16 protein-coding genes are annotated in these 20,550 nt (G+C 63.5%); 1 reads left to right on the top strand and 15 read right to left on the bottom strand.

Annotation, left to right across the window (positions count from 1 at the left end; genetic code table 11):
- Positions 1-22: 22 nt before the first annotated feature.
- The 15 genes from HWX09_RS12420 to HWX09_RS12350 form a co-directional block, all read right to left on the bottom strand.
- On the bottom strand, positions 23-2,284 hold the full coding sequence (locus tag HWX09_RS12420; protein WP_027783389.1) for a DUF2235 domain-containing protein: 2,262 nt from the start codon (positions 2,282-2,284) through the stop codon (positions 23-25).
- On the bottom strand, positions 2,271-3,191 hold the full coding sequence (locus tag HWX09_RS12415; RefSeq protein WP_034185457.1) for a DUF3304 domain-containing protein: 921 nt from the start codon (positions 3,189-3,191) through the stop codon (positions 2,271-2,273). The genes HWX09_RS12420 and HWX09_RS12415 overlap by 14 nt, the downstream gene beginning before the upstream one ends.
- A gap of 118 nt (positions 3,192-3,309) precedes the next feature.
- Entirely contained in the window at positions 3,310-4,164 is an 855-nt protein-coding gene (locus tag HWX09_RS12410) for a DUF3304 domain-containing protein (protein ID WP_027783387.1), read from the bottom strand.
- A gap of 209 nt (positions 4,165-4,373) precedes the next feature.
- Positions 4,374-5,159: a hypothetical protein gene (locus HWX09_RS12405; protein WP_158683500.1), complete on the bottom strand. Its 786-nt coding sequence runs from the start codon at positions 5,157-5,159 to the stop codon at positions 4,374-4,376.
- Between the two features lie 28 nt (positions 5,160-5,187).
- Positions 5,188-6,210, bottom strand: a complete 1,023-nt coding sequence (locus HWX09_RS12400; RefSeq protein WP_027783385.1) for a DUF4123 domain-containing protein — start codon at positions 6,208-6,210, stop codon at positions 5,188-5,190.
- Positions 6,210-8,768, bottom strand: coding sequence for a type VI secretion system Vgr family protein (locus tag HWX09_RS12395; RefSeq protein WP_027783384.1), 2,559 nt, complete (start codon positions 8,766-8,768; stop codon positions 6,210-6,212). The genes HWX09_RS12400 and HWX09_RS12395 overlap by 1 nt, the downstream gene beginning before the upstream one ends.
- Positions 8,769-8,836: 68 nt before the next feature.
- Positions 8,837-9,958 (bottom strand): type VI secretion system protein TssA, encoded by a 1,122-nt coding sequence (tssA, locus tag HWX09_RS12390; RefSeq protein ID WP_027783383.1) that lies wholly within the window; start codon positions 9,956-9,958, stop codon positions 8,837-8,839.
- Between the two features lie 43 nt (positions 9,959-10,001).
- Positions 10,002-12,671, bottom strand: a complete 2,670-nt coding sequence (gene tssH, locus HWX09_RS12385; RefSeq protein WP_027783382.1) for a type VI secretion system ATPase TssH — start codon at positions 12,669-12,671, stop codon at positions 10,002-10,004.
- A gap of 39 nt (positions 12,672-12,710) precedes the next feature.
- Positions 12,711-13,811, bottom strand: coding sequence for a type VI secretion system baseplate subunit TssG (gene tssG / locus HWX09_RS12380; RefSeq protein ID WP_027783381.1), 1,101 nt, complete (start codon positions 13,809-13,811; stop codon positions 12,711-12,713).
- Entirely contained in the window at positions 13,775-15,610 is a 1,836-nt protein-coding gene (tssF, locus tag HWX09_RS12375) for a type VI secretion system baseplate subunit TssF (protein ID WP_027783380.1), read from the bottom strand. The genes tssG and tssF overlap by 37 nt, the downstream gene beginning before the upstream one ends.
- A 76-nt stretch (positions 15,611-15,686) precedes the next feature.
- The gene (gene tssE / locus HWX09_RS12370) at positions 15,687-16,172 is read right to left on the bottom strand and encodes a type VI secretion system baseplate subunit TssE (protein ID WP_027783379.1); all 486 of its coding nucleotides are present in this window, start codon (positions 16,170-16,172) and stop codon (positions 15,687-15,689) included.
- 63 nt (positions 16,173-16,235) lie between these two features.
- Entirely contained in the window at positions 16,236-16,739 is a 504-nt protein-coding gene (locus tag HWX09_RS12365) for a type VI secretion system tube protein Hcp (protein ID WP_006477093.1), read from the bottom strand.
- 70 nt (positions 16,740-16,809) lie between these two features.
- Positions 16,810-18,300, bottom strand: coding sequence for a type VI secretion system contractile sheath large subunit (tssC, locus tag HWX09_RS12360; protein ID WP_027783378.1), 1,491 nt, complete (start codon positions 18,298-18,300; stop codon positions 16,810-16,812).
- 15 nt (positions 18,301-18,315) lie between these two features.
- Complete coding sequence (tssB, locus tag HWX09_RS12355; protein ID WP_027783377.1) at positions 18,316-18,831, bottom strand: type VI secretion system contractile sheath small subunit; 516 nt, start codon at positions 18,829-18,831, stop codon at positions 18,316-18,318.
- A gap of 46 nt (positions 18,832-18,877) precedes the next feature.
- Positions 18,878-19,504, bottom strand: a complete 627-nt coding sequence (locus HWX09_RS12350; protein ID WP_027783376.1) for a tetratricopeptide repeat protein — start codon at positions 19,502-19,504, stop codon at positions 18,878-18,880.
- 374 nt (positions 19,505-19,878) lie between these two features.
- On the opposite strand from HWX09_RS12350, the gene tssJ reads away from it, so the two are divergent.
- Positions 19,879-20,490, top strand: coding sequence for a type VI secretion system lipoprotein TssJ (tssJ, locus tag HWX09_RS12345; protein WP_027783375.1), 612 nt, complete (start codon positions 19,879-19,881; stop codon positions 20,488-20,490).
- The last annotated feature ends 60 nt before the right edge of the window (positions 20,491-20,550 follow it).

The raw sequence follows: 20,550 nt of genomic DNA, 5'->3' as shown, positions 1-20,550 counted from the left end.
CGATGCACGTCGTGCAATAACGTCAACGCGTAGGGGGCGTCCCCTTGTAGCCCCTCGCCCATTGCTGACTCTGCTTGCTCGCCTGTTCGACCCGTTCGGCGGTGAGATCGTCGTTCCTGCGCTGCTCGTCTTCCTTCGCGTAATTCGTCGTTCCGAACACGTCCTTGTCCCGTGTCCTGAAGTACAGTGATGGTGCGAGCACGTGATCCTGCCAGCTCGTCAGCAACGTATCGTGAACAAGCATGTCGAACAGCGCCATCACCTCGGACGGAAGCGGGTTCTTTCCCGCATACCCCTGCTGCCAAGCCTTGACGAGTGCAATTTCGTCCTCCTTCAGCTCGACGTGGCTTGCAAGCGCCGGCGCGAGGAACAGCGGCGTATAGGTAAGCTTGTTGTTGAACGACTGCACGAAGCGGCGCTGTTGCCGTGCCTCGTATTCCGGTCGCATTTTCTCCCACTTGCCAGTCATCTCCTTCGCCTCGTTATCGAGGCGCTGCCAGACCGTCGTGTAGTTGCTTGGCGGGACGTCCTTCCATAGATCGTTGTAACGCTTATCCGCCACCTGCTTCGCGAGCTTCAGCTTCTGGATCTCGGGCGTGTCCATCCGCTTGCTGCCCATCATTGCCCAGTCGAGCTTCGCTTTTGCGTCACGTCGGTCGTAGTCGGCCTTTTCGACGTCCTTGCGCCACTCGGTCGCTGGGTCGGTCACGGAATGACGGAATTCCGGATCCTGGTACCGCATGGCGATCCAGCGCAGAAATACCTCCGCATGCGGCAGAAAGTTCACGCCTTGCGTATCCGGAACGACCTTGCGGTACGCATCGACAAGCGCCTTGATCTTGTATTGCTTGCCTTCATAGGTGATCGGCGTCGCAATCGAGAAGCGGCTGAATACGTCAGGTCTCCGCTTGGCCAGCGTTTCCATGTCGAGGAGCGCACTGCCGGCCTTGAGCGCTTCGAACAGCATGTCCCTGAGCGGAACACGCATCAGCTCCGCATTGAAGCCTAACGAGCCATGCAGCGAACCGCCCGCTACATCGCTGCTCGTTCCCGGATAGAGCCGCTGCTCGGCGCGGGTCTTTTCCAGGCTGTCGAGACGCTGGTACATGCGCATCTCGTGAGCGGCGGCGAAATGCACGCATCGCTGGACACTCGCCGGCACGGCAAGCGACCGGTCCTTGTAATTCGGCTTGATGGTCCCGAGAAACGGAAGGATGCCGATAATCTCGCCAGCCTCTTCCGACATGATCGACGACACCGCATCCAGCAAACCGACGAATTTTATTTCAAGCGAAATGCCATCGAGCGCAAGATCCTGATCGTCCCGGCGCTTGTACTTGGTAGCCAGATCATTGACGAACGCGCGCGCGAGCACGCAGCCGCGGTCTGCGCCAAACACTGATACTTCGATCTTTCGAATCTTCGACATCTGTCCCTTGACCGCCTCGACCGCTTTTTCCAGCTGGTCCTGCGCGGCGACGAGCCGTGAATCGACGCCAGTACCGAAGTAGACGCTCATCACTTGCGAATCACGCACGATCGGTACGTTTTCGATCGCGATTCCCGTAATGACCTGACGGACTGTCGATTGCACGATCTTGAGCGGATTATGCTTCAGATCGTTCTTCGCGTTCCGAAACACCGCGATGCCGCCCGCCTTCGTGCGCTCCCATATCCGCTCCGGCGATGCGTCCAGCACATTCGCGATGCGGCGCGCGGTTCGAGGAATGTTCTGGATGTCTTTCTTGAAATCGTTGAAAGCATTCAGCATCGGCCGAAACGAAAACTCTGCAGCGGACTGCTTCGCTGCCGTCGTCGCGCGACTTTTCACATCCAGTTGCTTGATCGGCTGGTTCACGCGTGCGACCGACTCTGCCACGCCTTTTGCTGCGGCGAGCGCATTCTTGCCGACCATGTTCGCCGCAGCGAGGCCGGCATTGAGCCAGTCGTTCGATTTGGCATCCGCGTTGAGGTCCGTACCGAGGCCCGAATAGTAAAGTCGGAACCAGAACTGATTCACGGGACGGTCGACGTCCATGTTGGTACGGTGCGCATCGAAAAGACGCGAGATGTTCGAGTACAGTCCGCTATCCGGATCGTCTTCGTCCTTGCTGCGACCGAACGCATCGAAGAATACGCCGATACGGATCGTTGCCCCACACGGCAGACAGTCCCCCTTCGGATAGTTGTCAGCCGCCATCTTGTCGACTGCCATGCGAACGCTCTGCGGCGTAGCATCATCCGGATCGAGTCGAATTGCGTTTCGATCGTTAGCTCCGGCCATTGCTATTCTCCTCACGTGGGGGCGGCACCAGCCCCGCAGGAATCGACGGCACCGCAACCGCCTGGAATCGGTTCTGCCCAAGGTCCCTAGCAACCGTCGGCGGCAGGGTTGCCGCCGCCTTCGCGAATGCGCCCGGCTTCCCCTTGCTCGATTGGATGAGTTTCTGCACTTCCGGGTGGGCGTCGAACCGCGGATTCACCAGAAGCGCGTAATACGCGTATTGCTCGAGGTCGCTGCGATCGGTGAAGCGGTATTTGAGCCAAGCCTCCGCAACGGCTCTCGAAATCCGGCGATGCGACTGGGCATCGTTGTCCTCGTATTTCTTGTCGAGCCGCTTTCCGTATCTTTTCGTCAGGTCACGCGAAACCTCCACAATCGGCAATCGCGTACTTCCCAGCATCTCGCCGGGAAAAGCCAGTTCGACATGACGATCGGGGTAGAAGTGAACCTCGAGAATGCGCGAGCCGATCGAATCCGGCGCCTTGGTCAGCGGCAACGAGACAGCCGCCTCCGCCTGCTGTTTTTTCACCTGCTCGCCCGGCCGCCAGTCGTCCGCATCGTAATACGTCCACTGAACCTTGAAATCGGTGCCTTTCAGCAAGTAACAGCAGGCGATGCTGCCTTCCCCAGCCCCGGGCTCCAGATCACCACCTCCGCGTGCCTTGTTGCCAAACTGATCGGTAATCGTGAACCGAACAAGGTTGTACGGCAGGTAGTTCAGTGCCTCTGTTGAAATGCTCGCGTAGGTCGGATCAGACTTGCTGCATGCCGCCATCGACACGAACAGCAAGCTCACCGCGGCGACTCGCAATGCAGCGGACAACCGTCCGCCAGCCGTGCGCATGGTGTGGCGGCCGGGAACAGCCGCATGGAATTTCAGTGCAGTGTGTTGCATGCGATCAGGCATAAGCATTCTCTTCACATAGCCGCGACAAGATGCCGTCGACGACACGGCGACCTGTCGACTAGCTCAATATTGTCGTTCGTCAATTCGAACAGCGGCCGCTTTGGCATCCACTCTGCCGTTACATCCGGTATGTCGACTGCTCCCGTGCTGCCTCCCTCGTACGCCACGGCGGCAGCAAGCCGTCTGGAATCGCCGGGACGGTCACCGCATTGAAGTTGTCGTTCGTCAACTCAGATAACACGTTTCTTGATAGAGATCGCATCGAAGTTGCGAACGCGCCGGGTTGATGGGCAGCCGCTTTCAAGACTCGCTGAATTTCCGGATGCGCATCGAATCGACTATTCACCAGCAAGTCGTAGTATGCGTACTGCTTCAAGTCATCAGACTCAGTCAGCCGGTACTTCAACCACGCTGCAGAAAGGACGCGAACGATGCGCCGATACTGCTGATCCTCGCGCTCGTCGTAGCGCTTGTTCAACTGCTCCTGGTAGTGACTCGATATCCAGTGAGACACGTCGATCATCGGAATGCGGGAATCATCCATTGGCGCAGCGGGAAACTGAAGTTCAACGTGACGATCCGGATAAAAATGAACCGCGACAATTCGTGTCCCTACGTTCTTCGGAACCTTTGACGGAGGCAACGCGACCGTTGCTTCGGCATGAAACGTCTGCTCGTCGCCTTTATGCCACTGGTCAACATCGTAGTAGTCCCACTTGACCGTGAAAACGGTCCCCTTGAGTTGATAGCAGCAAGTAACGCCCCCGCCACCGCCCGGCATGCTGTCGCCACCGCCACTAGCCTTGTTGCCGTATGCGTCAACGATCGTGAACTTGTCCAGGTTATAGGGTAGATAGTTCTGGGCCATGACCGAAATCCCGCTGTAGGTCGGCTCCGACTTCCCGCATGCGGTCATGGCCACCGCGAGCAAGCACCCTGCCAGAACACGACTCGCCAGACTCGACACCCTCATTGCTCTATTCATTGATGTTTCCCTTCCGAATCGCGACCGACCCGCCATGCCAACATCGACCAGCCCCAACCATCCGAATATCCTCAGCGACAAGCCACTAAGCGCGCCGCACCTATTTCCGTCGCCGCGCGTCAATCGCGCCGACGTCCACGTGTCATCAATCCCGCTCGTCCACATCGAAAATTTCATACGAGACGCGCCCGATACGATCAGCCACGCCGTGCATCCTCTGCACGCGGTGACGGCAACAAGCCATCGGGTATCGCCGGCACCACCACCGCTTCGAACTCGTCGTTCGTCAACGCGGACAATACGCTCTTCGGCAGCGATTGCATCGATTGCGCGAACATCCCGGGCTTGCTGGCGACCGACTGCAGGATGCGCTGAACCTCCGGATGCGCATCGAATCGACTATTCACCAGCAAGTCGTAGTACGCGTACTGCTTCAAATCATCGAGATCAATCAGCCGGTATTTCAACCATGCCGCCGCAACGACGCGCGCAACGCGACGAAACTGCTGGTCCTCGCGTTCGTCGTATCGCTTGTCTAGCCGAGCCTGAAAATGCTTCATCCACCTGACGACATCGACCATTGGCAATCGATCGTCATCCAGCATCTCGCCGGGGAACTGGAGCTCAACGTGCCGATCCGGAAAGAAGTGCACTTCGAGAATCCGGGCACCAACATCGTCGGGGGACTGCGACGGTGACATCGATACCTTCGCGTCGCCACGGAACATCCGCTCGTCACCCTTATGCCACTGGTCGACATCGTAGTAGTTCCACTCGACGACAAACTCCGTGCCCTTGAGCTTGTAGCAGCACTTCAAACTCCCCCCGCCTGCGCCGGGCGGATCGTCGCCCCCACCGTGGGCCTTGTTTCCATACGCGTCAGTCACGGTAAACCCGTCCATGTTGTACGGCAGATAATTCCGGCCCATCACCGAAATCCCGCTATACACCGGCTCCGACTTGCCGCATGCGCTCAAGGCCATCGCGAACAGGCACACCACCGCCACCGACTTACGCCACGCCACTGTGCACCTCCAGCAATTCCCGCTCGTGCGCATCGCGAATCGCATCCCACGTCGCGTCGTCGATCGTCGCCAGCGCGTCATTGAGCGTCGTCTCTCCATGAGCCACGGCCCCCAGGCACGCCCGTACCGCCGGATGTTCGTCGAACCGGGGCCCAACCAGCACGCCCGTCATCACGTAGCACTGCAATTCCGCTTCTTCGGCGATTCCGCGCGCAGTTGCACGATCGAGTTGCTCGACAACCTGGTCATACAGTTGCGCATCGGACAGATGGTCGACCACGGCCGCCATCGTCTCCCGAAACTTCAGCACGAGCTTGTCCGGATACCCGAGTTCGATCAACTGCGCATGCTGCTGCTCGCTCAAGCCCGGCGCATCGCCGGCCAACGCCGTGCCTTCGATCAACGGCATGTCATTACGCCACACGACTTCCTCAAGCCGCCGATCGCGGTAGCGAATCTCGTCGAACGGCGCAACGAACTGCCGCGCCTGCGCATCGCTCCACACCTGCCGGAGCCGCCCGAACACATGGTTGTCGAAGAAGAACAGGTAGTACGCGCGGCCATTCGGCAACGTGTACTTCACGTACTGGCGCAGATGCGCGTCGAGTGCATCGAACGACCACGCCGAGCACAACCACGTCACCGCATGCAGATCGACCGCGTCCAGCCACAGTTGCCGCAGCACGCGATGCTGCTCGGTGTTCTCGTCGTCGAGCGCGTGCCGGTCGAACGCGATCAGGTACGGTGCGATATCCGTATAGGCCTCCAGCCCGGTATCGGCCCAAAGCGACGCATGACGCAGCCCGCGCACGGCTGCAAGCTGCGTGTCCAACTCCTGATAACCGCGCGTATCGACGAGCACGTAAAGCTTCATCGCTCTACCGTCGTCAGCCTTGCGCTCCAGCGATGCCTTCAGTGTCTCGAGGAATACCGGCCATTCAGGCTCGCGCGGATTCGGCAGATCCGCGGCCACCTCGATGGCTTCGCCCGTATCGTTGACTTCGTCCATCAATCCGCCTCGACCATCGACTCGCGCCCGCTATGTGCATTCAGCACGCATTGCTTGCACGTACCGCCCGGCATCGCGGGCAGCGGATACGGCATGCTCGTCGGGCCGCTGAACTGGTGCTGGGCACCCTTGAAATCGATCTTCCCGGGCGCATGAATCTCGATGTTGCCGCCCTTGATCCGGATATAGGCGCCGCCGGACGTCAGCAGGATCTCCCGCTTGGCGGCCACGTCGACATTCTCCGTCGCCGACACCATCTTCACGGCCTTCTGCGCGGTAAGCTCGACACTGTCCGCGTGCGCCTGAACCTCGACCTTGCCCTTCGCGGCGAACAACTTCATCCCGGCGTTCTGCGCGAACAGACTGATACGATCCCGGATGCCGGCGATCAGCGACTTCCCACTGGTAATGAACGTACTTTCGCCACTGACGATATTGGTCTGCCGGTCGCTCGCCAGATGCACCGACTGCTGCGACGCCATCCCGATCCCCGCAGGGCTCGCGAACAGCATCACCGGCTCCTTGAACGCATTCGCATTACCGGTCCCGCCGCCCGCCGTCCTGCCGCCCGAGGTCGCGCCCGCCACGCTGTTCTGCGTCGCGTCGGTGAATTGCTTCAGCGCGTCGTGGCCTGTGCCGAGACTCTCCGCCTGATGCATTTCACTGACCTGCGACATCGATTCCAGCAGCCCTTCCGCATTGACGAGCTGCTGCTGCGCTTCGCTCACATCGAGCGGCTGGCTGTTCGCCTGCTTCGGATGCGTCGTGACATACAGCCCCTGCCCGGCACGCACGGCGCCATACGCATCTGTCCGCAAGTCGAACCCCGAACCGAGGTACGCGCCCCGCGTGTTGCCGTTCTGCTCGATCAGATAGCCGAGATGCAGCATCGAATTCGCACTGCTGCTGAACAGGCGCGCCCGGTTCTGCCCGGTCGCGTCGTCGAGCACCATCTCGTTGTGACCCGATCCCGCATACTCCTTCGACCGGAAACCCGACAGGATCCCGTCGCTATGCCACTGCGGCTTGGCGGCCCCGTTGTAGACGCGATGCATCACGATCGGCCGGTCGCAGTCCCCGCCGATGTAGCCGATCATCACTTCCTCGCCGACCCGCGGAATATGGACGCCGCCGTAACCGCCGCCGGTATCCGACTGCACGACGCGCATCCAGCACGACGCGTTTTCGCGGCCTTCGCTCTGCCGGTCCCAGACGAACATGACCTTGATCCGGTTCAGTTCGTCCGTATGAACCTCCTCGCCCTTCGGCCCGACGACGACGGCCGTTTCGAGCTGCATCGCGGGCTTCCGGTGCTCGAACGGGCTGCGATACGGCACGGCCGCGCGTTGTGCTTCGACTTCGACGAGATAGAACCCGGCTGAACCGTCGTCATGCCCCACTTCGAATGCAGCCGCTTCGCCATGACCGGCTTTCACCTGTGCCAGCCGTCCCTGCAGACTGTGCGGGAAATTCGCTTCGTGGTCCGAGATCGGCAGGTTGTTCTCGATGTACCGCGACACCTTCAGTGCCGCGAATTCCCGGTCTTGCGCGGCATCGCGATCATGCTCGGGGTGATCCGCCAGCGTGAAGCGTCGCCCGGCATCGATCCCCCGCACGCCGCCCACGCCGAAGAAGCGCTTCGCGCGCGACTCCCACTCCTCGAGACGAATCTTCGACAGATGTTCGCCGCGATCCTGCCCCGCATACGTATACGCACCGGTGTATTCGTAGATTTCCGCCTGATCCGGCAGATCTCCCTGGCCGGCCTTCGTCGGCAACGTCGTACCGTTCGGATTGCCCGGCGAGGACGGCGACTTGTAGTCGAAGGTACGCGTCGTGTGCAGCGTACTCTGCAACGTCCGCGATGCCGCCCATTGCGTGAAACCCGCAGTCTCCGTGCCCGCTCCCGAATGGTCGAATCTGACGGTTTTCGGCGACAGTTCATCGACCGCATGCAGGTCGTCGGTAATGACCAGCGTGTGCGCGTTGCCGTCGTCGCTGTGCCGCCAGAAGCCAAATAGCCCTTCTTCTTCCATCAGGCGATGCACGAAGTTCCAGTCGGTTTCGCTCTGGCGGCAGTACGAACGCAACGGCAGCGGCTTCGACAACGCGAACTGATACTGCCCCTTGGCCTGAGGATGCGCGTCGAACACGTCGGCCAGAATCGTATCGACACGCTCGTCCTGCCAGTACCGCATGTCGCTGCGGAACTTGAGGAAGTGCATCCACGACGCGAAAGTCAGCTGGTAGCTCGACAAGCTACCGTCCGCGCCAAGCCGACGCGCCGTATGGATATAGCCGTTGATCGGAAGATACGACTTGTCCGCCTGCTGGATCCACAGCGTCATCGGCTTCGCGATCAGCGTCTTGAGCTCGACGTCGCTCGCGGTGGAGACCAGGTCCAGCTCGACGCTGAAATCGCGCCCGAGCTCCGAAGAGGTCACGGCGCGGCGCGGCACGAGCGCATTGTTCGGCAACGACGGAATGTCCGCCTTCAGCAGGCGATCCTGCTGAATCAGGCCGCCGCGAATCGCCTGTGCGAGTTCGGTCACGTTCATGCGTCAATCCATGTTCTTGTCTGCCGCGAACCCGCTGGGCTCGCGCTCTCAGGTCAACAACCCGGCGCTCACGACTGCTCGTCCGGCCTCACACCCAGCAATTCGCGAATGTGCGACAGCGAGCCGTCGTCCTTCACGACGCTCTCGAGCCACTTGTGCAGCGGCATGTCGGCCCATTCGGCCGCCTTGTCGGCGAGATACGCGACCGGGCTGTGCGGCTCGGTCTGACGGAAATAGCGCGCCACCGCACGCAACTGGTCGACGGCCTGCGCGCGGTTCTGGATGCCGGCGATCATCTGCGTCACCGGAGGACGCGAAGCGGTCTGCTGCTGCACGTGAGTCTCCTCGGTCTGGATCGAATTGCCGAAAACCGGCTCGATGCGTTCGGGCTGGGCCTGCGGCGCCGACGGCGTGTGCGGCGCGCTGCCCGTATATCCTTGCTCGCGCGCAAAGCGCTCGGCGAGCCGGTACACCGTCTCGAACGCGTCGCGCGCCTGCCGGAAGCTCGGGGCCGAATCGCCCGCGCGTTCGACGAGCCGCTCCTCGAACGCATCGAGCGCGAATTCGAACGCCTTCAGATTCGCCAGCAGCGTCGTGTAGAACGCGATCGACGTCACGCGCCGCGACGCGTCGATCTGCTCGATCGACGGCTTGCCGCGCGCGATGTCGTCCGCGTGGTCGGGGTCGCGCTTGATCGACTGCGCGACGTGCTGCGCGACTTCCCAGTCGAGCGTGCTGAACGCATTCGATGCGCCGTCCGTCAGCGGCACCGCGCGCAGCAGCTCGGCCGTGCGGCCGGACAGCCACGCGACGTTGCCGAGCCGGTGCTCGATGTCGTCGTCCTCGGGCAGCGGGTGGAAGGTGTCCCAGAACTCGCGGCACAGGCCCTCGAGCAGCGCATAGCCTTCGGTGAGGCCCGTGATGCCGTCCTCGAGCGCGAGCGCCTCGGTCAGCCATACGGCGAGCCGCAGGTCCTTCGTGCGCGTGCGCAGCAGCTCGCCCGCATGATCGACGACGAAGCCCCAGTCGGCCTCCTTGATCTCGGTCACCCACTCGCCCTGGTCGAGCGTCGGGTCGTCATAGCGCCGCGCGTCCTGGATCGCGTCGAATTCGTTCGAAAACAGCAGGTCGTCGCCGCTGGGCGACGCCTCGCTGACCGGCGTCAGCAGCTCGGGGAGATTGATCGGCATGGTTCAGTGAATCCGTTGATGCATGAGATGTCGCGCGCCGAACTCATTCGACCGTATAGGCGAATTCGCCGGCCTCGTCCGCGCGCACCGCGATGCGCGCGATGGCCGCGCCGTCGGCGATCCGCCCGAGCACGTGGCCCGCGATCTCCGGCAGCAGCGTGCCGTTCAGGATGTGGTCGACGTTGCGGGCGCCCGAGTCGACCTCGGTGCAGCGCGCGAGCACCGCCTCGACGAGCGATTCGTCCCATTCGAACGCGGCCTTGTGGTTCGTCTCGATCCGGCGGCGGATGCGTTCGAGCTTCAGTTCGATGATCTCGGCCAGCACGTCGTCGGAAATCGGGTAGTACGGGACGACCTTCATCCGGCCGAGGAACGCCGGCTTGAAGGTCTTGTACAACTGCGGACGCAGCGTCTCGGCAAGCGCGTCCGGATCGGGCAATTCCTCGGCCGGCTTGTTCAGGCAGGCCTGCATCACCGCGGCCGAGCCGACGTTCGACGTCAGGATGATCAGCGTGTTGCGGAAGTCGATCTCGCGCCCTTCGGCGTCGTCCATCGCACCCTTGTCGAACACCTGGAAGAACATTTCGAGCACATCCGGGTGCGCCTTCTCGACCTCATCGAGCAGCACGACGGAATACGGGTTGCGGCGCACGGCCTCGGTCAGCACGCCGCCTTCGCCGTAACCGACGTAGCCCGGCGGCGAACCCTTCAGGCCCGACACGCTGTGCGCTTCCTGGTACTCGCTCATGTTGATCGTGACCATCTTGCGCTCGCCGCCGTACAGGATGTCGGCCAGCGCCAGCGCCGTCTCGGTCTTGCCGACGCCCGACGGCCCGACGAACATGAACACGCCGCGCGGCTTGTTCGGATCCTCGAGGTTCGCGGTCGCGGTGCGCACGCGCTGCGCGATCGCCTCCAGCGCATGGTCCTGGCCGATCACGCGCGCGCCGAGCAGCGACTGCAGGTTCAGCACGGTGTCGATCTCGTCCTTCACCATCCGGCCGAGCGGAATGCCCGTCCACGCGGCGACGATCTCGGCGACCACGTGGCCGTCGACCTGCAGCGGCACCATCGGCTCGCCGCCCTGTAGCGCATGCAACGCCGCGACGCGTTCGGCGAGCTTGTCGCGGGTGGCCTGCACGTCGACCGGCTGGCCGTCTTCCGCCGGGCCGCGCGCGCGGTCGAGCGCGTCGCGCAGTTCGGTGATCTCGGCGACGATCACGCGCTCGGCTTCGTAGCGTTCCTCATCCTTCGCCAGTTGTTCAAGCGCCGTGTCGCGCGCGCCGCGCAGCTCGCCGAGCCGCTCGTCGTGCACCGCACCGCCCGCCGCCTCGCGCTCCAGCGACGCGATTTCCGCATCGATGCGCTCGATGCGCTTCTTGGTATCGTCGATCGCGGCCGGCGTCGCGCTGTGCGCGAGCGCGACCTTCGCGCACGCGGTGTCGAGCACGCTGATCGCCTTGTCCGGCAACTGGCGGCCGCTGATGTAGCGATGCGACAGGCGCACGGCCTCGGTGATCGCATCGTCGAGAATCCGCACGTTGAAATGCTTCTCCATCAGGCCCGACATCCCGCGCAGCATCGCGGCGGCCAGCGGCTCGCTCGGCTCCTCGACCTTCACGACCTGGAAGCGCCGCGCGAGCGCCGCGTCCTTCTCGAAGTACTTCTTGTATTCGCTCCACGTCGTCGCGGCGATCGTGCGCAGCTCGCCGCGCGCGAGCGCCGGCTTCAGCAGGTTCGCCGCGTCGTTCTGGCCGGCCTGACCGCCCGCGCCGATGATCGTGTGCGCCTCGTCGATGAACAGGATGATCGGATGCGCGCTCTTCTTCACCTCGTCGATCACGCTCTTCAGACGGTTCTCGAACTCGCCCTTCACGCTCGCGCCGGCCTGCAGCAGCCCCATGTCGAGCACATGCAGCGCGACGCCGCGCAACGGCGGCGGCACGTCGTCGGCCGCGATCCGCAGCGCGAGCCCTTCGACGACCGCCGTTTTGCCGACGCCGGCCTCGCCAGTCATGATCGGGTTGTTCTGGCGGCGGCGCATCAGGATGTCGATCGCCTGGCGGATCTCCGCTTCGCGGCCGATCACCGGATCGATCTTGCCGTCGCGCGCGCGCTGCGTGAGGTTGGTCGTGTACGTGTCGAGCGCGGGCGTCTTCGACGGGCCGGCCGCGGGCGCCATGCCGTCGCCGGCCGGCGCGACGTCGCTGCCGTCGTCGTCCGCCTGGCGCGGCTCGGCTTCGCTCGAACCGGCCATGATTTCGTCGAACTTGTGCTTCAGGTCCGTCACGTTCATTTCCGCGAACCGCGACGACATCCGTTGCGCGAACTGCGCGAGATCCGGCGCGGTCAGCAGCGCGAGCAGCAGGTGCCCCGAACGGATGCGGCCGAGCTGCGAATCGAGCGACGCGATCAGCCACGCCTGCTCGAACAGCGCGATCAGATGCACGGAGAACACCGGCGTGCGCGTGTTGCCCGTCTTCAGGCGCGTCAGCTCACGTTCGAGATCGGCATGCAGCGCATGCGGATCGACGCGGCTCGCGCGCAATGCGAGCGGCAGGTCGCCCGTCGCTTCGTCGAGCAACGCGAGGAACAGGTGCTCCAGATCGACCTCGTAGTGGCCGCGCGCCAGGCACGCGCTCGCCGCACGCTCGGTCGCGTGGCGACACAGCGGGTTCAGTTTCGTGATCAGGGTCTTCAGAGGCGTGCTCATGGCGTCGATCTCAGGTTCGATTGCTTGTTGTTGTCAGGGTCAGTGAATCACGTGCAGTTCGTAGCGGGCGTCCGAGCGGTCCTCGAGCGCGTCGCGCGTGCACAGGAACGCATCCCAGCCGAGCCGTGAGCCCGCACCGAGCACGCTCGCGCCGACTTCCGTGCGCTTGAGCACGAGCTTCACCTCGTACTCGAGCGTGACGCCGGCGAGCAGCGTCAGCATCCGCTCGAGCGCGACGGCATGCGCGCCGCCGGGCAGGAATGCCTCGTAATCGCGCTTGGACAGCGGGCCGACGACGATCCGCGCGCGCATGTCGCGCTGCCACACGCGTTCGCCGACGAGCGCAGTCGCGCCGAGCACCGCGTTGACTTCGCCCAGCACGCTCAGTTGATCGGGCGGCACGTCGTACCACTTGCCGACGAACTGGTCGATCTTCACCGGCACGCGGAAATAATCGGACAGCGTGCGCTGCAGGTACGCGGCCGACATCGGCCGGTGCCGCGCGGCGAGCGCGTAGCCGGCCACGGCCTCGTCGAGCACGCCGCCCGGGCCGGCGGCGAGACTGTCGCGCACCTCGTCGCTCGGCACGCCGGCGATCGCGAGCAGCAGCGGCAGGTAGCGCTCGTCGCGGTCGAGTTCGTAATGGAACGGCAGCCGGTATTTCTTCCACGCCGCGTAGAACAGCGCGGTCGCGCGGTTCGAGAACACGTCGAAGAACGCGCGCGCCGCGTGGTCGCGCCTCAGGTGCTCGCGCGCGACGATCTGCTCGGTGTAGTGCAGCGGCAGCGCGCCCTGCCCGCCGAGCAGCCCGAAGAACGCCGGCGTCAGCTCGACGCGTCCGAGCTCGCCGGCGGCCAGCGCGGCGCCGCGCTGCTCGCCGGAGTTCAGCGGCATGCCGCCGTCGTCGAACGAGCGCGCGCCCTCGATCTCGCTCGGCGGGAAGCCGAGCGATAGCGTGTTGCGGAATGCGATGCGCTGCGCGACCACGTCGCCCTGCCGCCACGCGCCCGGCGCATCCGACGCCTGCCGCGCGAACAGCCCTTCGAGCACGCGCACCGCCTGGAAGAACTCGAAGCGATGCGGTTCGTCGAGCAGCGCGTCGACTACGCCAGGATCGATTCGCCGGTTCGGGGCTTGCATCGAATGATCTCCTCGCCGGTGCGCTTCGACACGGCGACCAATTGAACGAAACTGTTGAGGTGGACGTACAGCCCGAAGAAGCTGTCGAGCACGCGCACGAACGACGCGAGGCTCGCGCCGACGAAGTGTTCCTCGTCGATCGTCAGCCGGATCTCGATGCCGCGCACGAACGTCGCGAACGGCTTGCCGGGCAGCCACTGCACGGCGCCGCGCTGCTCGACGCCGGCCAGGCCGTCGATCTGGCGCATCGATACGGCCGTGCGTCGCAGGTCGTACAGCGTCAGCATTTCCTTCAGCGGCGCGAGGCCGTGCGCGACGAGCGACACGTGGTTGAGCGCGAGGTGCGACACGAGCCGCCAGTGCGCGGCGCGACCGCGCTCGAAGCGCACGCTTTGCGTCGGGCGGCGCAGCAGCGAGACGCCGCTCGTCTGCGCGCCGCCTTCCTGGAACAGGTCGCCGCCCTCGAGGCCGAACGCCAGCATCGCCGGCAGGTCGCGGTTCGTGCAGGTCAGGTCGAGGCTCAGCGTGTCGGTCTGCGGCGACGTCGGCTCGAAGTCGATGTCGACGATCGAGATCTCGGTTTCGTAGCCGGGGCTTTTCTGGGCGACCCAGTCGTTGCGGCGCGCGAACCAGTAATGCCCGATCCGCGCCGATTCGCCGTGATGCAGCGAATAGAACGGCCGGAACTCGATCACCGATTCCTCGTGTGCCTGCTGCCGGACGAGCTTCACCGAGTCGATCGAGTACACCTCGTACGCGAACGCGCGCCGCGCCTCGGCGATCACCGGATACGACACCGCGCGGTGCGTGATGCGGATCGGCTCGCCGTGCTGGCGGAACAGGTTGACGATCGGCGTGCAGAACAGCCGGAAATGGCTCGCCGTCAGCAGTTCGAGCAGGCGCGCGACGTGCGAATCGCTGCGCACGTCCTGCAGCACGAGGTGCAGCGTCGCGCGCCGGCAGCGGCCCGATGCGCGTGCGATCGCCGCGAGGTCGAAGTCGACGAAATCGAACTTGTCGGGGAACGCGAAGTATTCGGTGAGCAGCCGGTACGCGGGATGCGATTTCGCCGGATAGTCGATCAGCGCGTCGTCCTCGGCGAAGCCGGCCTGCGCAATCGGCAGCTTGCGCAGCGCGGTCCAGCGGCCGTTACGCTCGGGCTCGACGTACGCGCCGAGCACGTTGACGAACAGGCAGTCGGTCAGCGCGGCGACGAACGACTGCTCGCCGTGCAGGTGCGCGCGCAGCGTCGACAGTTTCAGCGCGCCGAGATCGAGCTGCGCGGCGAGCGATTCGAACGTGATCGAGATCACGCCCGTCGCGTTCGACGGCAGCACCGTCGCGCTCGGCGCGAGCGCGACCGGCGTATAGCGCGCCTCCGAGATGCGGATCGGCGCGAGCGTCACGTCGTAGGCGGTGCGGAACCGGCACTGCACGCCGCGGATCGGGCGGCTCTTCAGCTCGGTGCCGCGATCGATCACGACCGGTTCGGTCTGCTGGCCGGGCGACGCCGGCGTGAACTGCGCGATCGAGCACGACGGGAACGGCCGCAGGTAGTGCGGATACAGCACTTCCAGCAGCGCTTCGGTGAATTCGGGGTAGTCGTCGTCGAGCTTCTTGTTGATGCGCGCGCCGAGCAGCGCGAACGACTCGATCATCCGCTCGACGTGCGGATCCTCGCAATGCTCGCCGGACAGCGCGAGGCGCGCGGCGATCTTCGGATAGCGTTCGGCGAAATCTCGCGAATAGCGCCGCAAAAACGATAATTCGCGTTCGTAATACGGCAGCAATTCTTCCATCGACGACCCCGAACCTCAATATTTCATGCCGGACCTGATTGACCACCGGGCGGTCCGGCCCGCTCGGCGGCTTGATTTACTGCATTCGTGCCGCGCGTGCGCGCGTGACCGAATATTGCAGCGTCGACGGTTGCAGCATCGCGTCGAAACTCACCGGCTCCTCGGCCGGGTGCACGACGAGCAACGCCTGGATCGCGAAGTAGAGCGCGTTGGTCGCCTGCTCGTTCAGCTCGAACGTCACCTGCACCTGCTGCAGGCGCGGCTCGTGACGCGCGATGGCCTGCTGGATCGACTTGCAGATGAACGCGCGGTCGTAGTGGCTCGCGAGGCTCAGCCCCGCAAAATCGTTCAGCCCGTAGGTCAGCACCGATTTCTGGCATTCCGGCAACGCGGCCAGCTCGTTCTCGGTATGCGCGATACGGGTGTTGAGGATCGCCTCGACGTCGCGGGCGACCGTGTTCTTGAGCTCGTCCAGCGACAATTGCCGCATCGCGGCCGTTGCCGGCAGATGCGGTTCGTCGTCGAACAGCTTGTCGAGAAAACTGGGTTCGAATCGTTTCATCGGCCGGAGTGCACAGAGCAAAACGGCAACGGGACGCGACGCGCCCCGTTGCCGCAACCGACCTTAGACCGCGTAGGTCTTGTCGTTCTTCGTCAGGCTCCAGGCGCCTTGCGTGTTGCCGCCCTGGTTGCCGCCGATCTTCTGCTGGGTTTGCTTCCACTGCACGGCTGCGTACTTCAGCGAGAACGTCTCGAGCGGCAGACCTTCCTCGCGAACGCTCGGGGCGATGCTCGAGATGATCACGTACTTGAGCTTGACTTCCAGATACTGCACGCGCTTGCCTTCACCGTCCGCGCGCGAGAAATGGACCGTCACTTCGTCGAACGTGGTACCGCCCGAAGCGTGCTGATACAGCAGCGGGCTCGACGAATCGATTTCCTTCGTGAAGATCATGTCGCCGTGCTCGCAACGCGTCATCGTGTGACCGCCAGCGGTCGATGCGGTTGCCGAACGCGGCTGAACGATCGAGTGATCCCACGATTTCAGTTCGATCCAGCCCTGATGGTCTTTGTCCGCGGACTCGCCCTTCACCGCGGGACTACCAAACTGCAAGTGCATATGTAACATGGCCCTTCGACTCCCCAAAGAGGTGGTTTTAACGTCCTACCCAGGCGGCCCGCCCGGGCGATTTACTCGCTTATGAATTTGCCGGTTTGGGCAGATCAGCGACAAGTCGCAGAGAAATCGAGAGCTCGTCGAGCTGAAAGTGCGGGCGCAGGAACGCGACCGAACGATACGAGCCCGGCTTGCCCGGAATCTCCGACACTTGTATGGATGCCTCGCGCAGCGGGAATTGCGCTTTCTGTTCCTGCGAGGCGTTGTCGTCGAGCAGGACGTACTGCGAAATCCACCGGTTGAGGAAAGTCTCCACGTTCTGCGCCGATGCGAAGCTGCCGATCTTGTCCCGCATCATCGCCTTCAGGTAATGCGCGACGCGCGATACCGAGAAGATGTACTGAAGCTGGGCGGACAGGACGGCGTTCGCATTCGCGCTGTCGGTGCTGTATTTCTTCGGCTTCTGCACCGATTGCGCAGCGAAGAACGCGGCGTAATCTGAGTTCTTGCAATGGACGAGCGGGATGAAGCCGAGGTCGCTCAGCTCCTTCTCGCGGCGATCGGTGATCGCGATTTCGGTCGGGCACTTCAGCGCGACTTCACCGTCGTCGGTCTTGAACGTGTGGGTCGGAAGGTCCTCGACGAGGCCGCCGCCTTCGACGCCGCGGATCGCCGCGCACCAGCCGAAGTCGTCGAACGCGGCCGTGAGACGTGCCGCAAAGGCCCATGCCGCGTTGCACCACAGGTACTTGTCGTGATCGGTGCCGTCGACTTCCTCGACGAAGGTGAAGTTCTCCGCGGTCTGGCCGTCCTTCGGATTGAACGGCAGGCGGCCGAGGAAGCGCGGCAGCGTCAGGCCGACGTAGCGCGAATCCTCGGCGTCGCGGAACGACTTCCACTTCGCGTATTCGACGGTGTCGAACACCTTGCCGAGGTCGCGCGGCTTGCCGAGGTCGGAGAACGACTCGAGGCCGAGCAGTTCCGGCGACGCCGACGCGATGAACGGCGCATGCGCGGCCGCCGCGACGTGCGACATCTGCTCGATGAAGTACATGTCTTCCGGCTGACGCGAGATCTCGTAATCGCCGATCAGCGCACCGAACGGCGAGCCGCCGAACGTGCCGAATTCCTCTTCGTAGACCTTCTTGAACAGCGCGCTCTGGTCGAATTCGCTCGCGCCCTTGAAATCGCGCACGAGGTCGCGCTTCGGTGCGTGCAGCGCCTTGATCTTGATCGTCTGGCCCGTGTTGCTTTCCTTGACCAGATAGTCCATCCCGCGCCACGTGCTTTCGAGGCGCTGGAATTCCGGCGCGTGCATCACGGCGGAAAGCTGCGTGGAAATCAGGCGGTCGAGCTCCGCGACGCGAGCGTCGATCGTGGCCGACAGGTTGTCCGACACGATCACCGTGCCGTCGAGCACCTGGTGCACGAGTTCGCCGATCAGGTCCTTCGCGCGCGCATGCTCGGAATCGGATTTCGCGACCTTGCTCTTCTCGACGATGTCGTCGAGCAACGAAGTCCCGGCGGCGTATTCCGCGCCGCTCGCTTGGGCCGCAGCCGTTTGCTGGTTCATCTCAACACTCCGTCGTCATTCGCCGTCTTTGTCGCTGCCGGTGCCCTTCGCGAGCTCCTGCAACTGCTGCGTGTTCTTCAGCACCTCGGACAGCAGATCCTCGAGCTTGTCGTTGCCGGCAAGCTTGTTGCGCAGGTCGGCGAGCTTCGAGCGCGCCTCGAGCAGGCGGCGCAGCGGCTCGACCTGTTCGACGACTTCGTCCGGGCTGAAATCCGACAGCGAGCGGAACTTCAGGTCGACCGCGAACTTGCCGCCTTCCGGGCTCAGGCGGTTTTCCACCTGGAACGCGGCACGCGGCTCGATCGCCTTCATCACGTCGTCGAAATTGTCGCGGTCGATGTTGACGAACTTGCGGTCGCGCAGCTTCGGCTGCTCGATTTCGGACTGACCCGCCAGATCGCCGACGACCCCGACGACGAACGGCAGCTCCTTCACCTCGATCGCATCGCCCTTCTCGACCTCGTAGGTCAGCTGGACGCGCGGCGGCCGTATTTTCTGCAAGCTTTTCTGAATGCTTTCTTTCTTGGCCATCTCGACGGCTCCCAGGTTAGTTGTGGTTATCGCGTCAGTTGCGGTTTCAGTTGCGCAGCGCGCCGAACGGATCCGCGCTGCCCTTTTGCGCCGGGGGCTGCGTCGGCGTGGTCGACGCAGCCGCCTCGGCGGCCGGTGCGGCACCGCCCTTCGGACGATGGACGACGCGGCGCGGCGTGCGCGTTTTCACGGTCTTCGTTTCCGGCGGGAACAGCGCCGATTCGCCGAGCGTGTCGCGCAGTTGCTTCGCGAGCGCCTGCGCGTCGGACTTCGCGTCGCCCGCGAGCGACGCATCCTGGCGCAGCTCGCCGAGCGACTGCGTCGCGATCCGCAGGCCGGCGACGGCCAGCACGCTCTTCGCCTGACGATCGGTCGCGTCGCGCTGCAGCGCTTCCTGAGCGGCGACGATCGCCTGGCCGTAATGGTTTTGTGCGAACTGGATTTGCGCGATGCGCGACCACGGTTCCTCGCGCGTCGGATCCGACTTCGCGAGCTGCTGGTACAGGCCGAGCGCCTTGTCCTGGTCCCCCGCCTTCGCGACGGCGTCCGCATCGGCCAGCGACTTGTTGAACACTTCCGCAGTCGGCGGCGCGGGAGGCTGGCTCGCACAGCCGGCGATCACGCCACAAGCCACCACTACCCCAGACAGTTTTGCGAACAGACGGTCTTTCATCGTTATATCCACCGGCGCGTGAGTTTTAAATCGTTGAGAATCTGGTTCTTTTGCTTTGCAAGATGCGCGCGGGTATAGTACCGATCAATTTTTCATAATTCAATCGTCGTGTGAAGAGTAATTCCTTTTAAAACCGGGCGCTACCCCCTCAAATGGCCTCTCGCTGCGGGCTCGCGGCGGTTTTTTCTTTCGACCGGAATGCGCAAGTTTTACTGGCCGCACGACGCGCCGCCCGGATAGCGGAAAAAATTTCCGAACGCTTGCCTGGCGCGAGCGTGCTTAATAGTTGAATGGTGCAGTGTCGGGGGATACGCGGCGAACGCGGCAAAACCCGGCAGTTTTGACAGGGATAAAGGCGGCACGCCGGAAAAACGATGAGATCGTCCATGATTCGCTACGCGCTGCCGCTGGTTGCCTGCGCCCTTCTGGCCGGATGCGCGGCCGCCCCGCTGCTCGGCTCGGCCGCGAGCGCCGTGATGTCCGCGGCCGGCATCGGCAAGCCCGAGGTGCCCGACGCGCAGAAGCCGCCGCGCAACATCGGGCTCACGCTCGCCGCCGCGCCGAACCTGAATGCCGCGACCGACCACAAGCCGCTCGCGCTCGTCGTCCGGCTCTATGCGCTGAAGGACCCGACCTCGTTCCAGCAAGCGCCGTTCGACGCATTTACCGATCCGACCAAGGAAAAAGCCGCACTCGGCGCCGATTTGCTGAACGTGCGCGAAATCACGCTGATTCCGGGCCAGCGCTATACGGCAACCGAGAAGGTGTCGCGCGAAGCGCAGGCATTCGGCATCGTCGCGCTGTTCCGCGATCCCGCACTGCAACGATGGAAACTGACGTTCGATCCGGTGAAGTCGGAGAAATCCGGCATAATCATCGGCCTGCATAATTGCGCGATGACGGTCACCGACGGCACGGTCATCGCACCGCAACAGGGTGCGCCTTCGCAACCGCTGAATATGCTTTCTTCGGTCTCCTGCGGTTAAACATGACGCACGAATGTCAATTAACAAGAATTAACACTCGGCGATTTAATTCGGGCACGA

Origin of the sequence: Burkholderia sp. BCC1208 (genome assembly GCF_902833095.1) — a bacterium.
In the GTDB taxonomy this organism is placed as follows: domain Bacteria; phylum Pseudomonadota; class Gammaproteobacteria; order Burkholderiales; family Burkholderiaceae; genus Burkholderia.
This window is presented reverse-complemented; position numbering and strand designations above follow the sequence as displayed.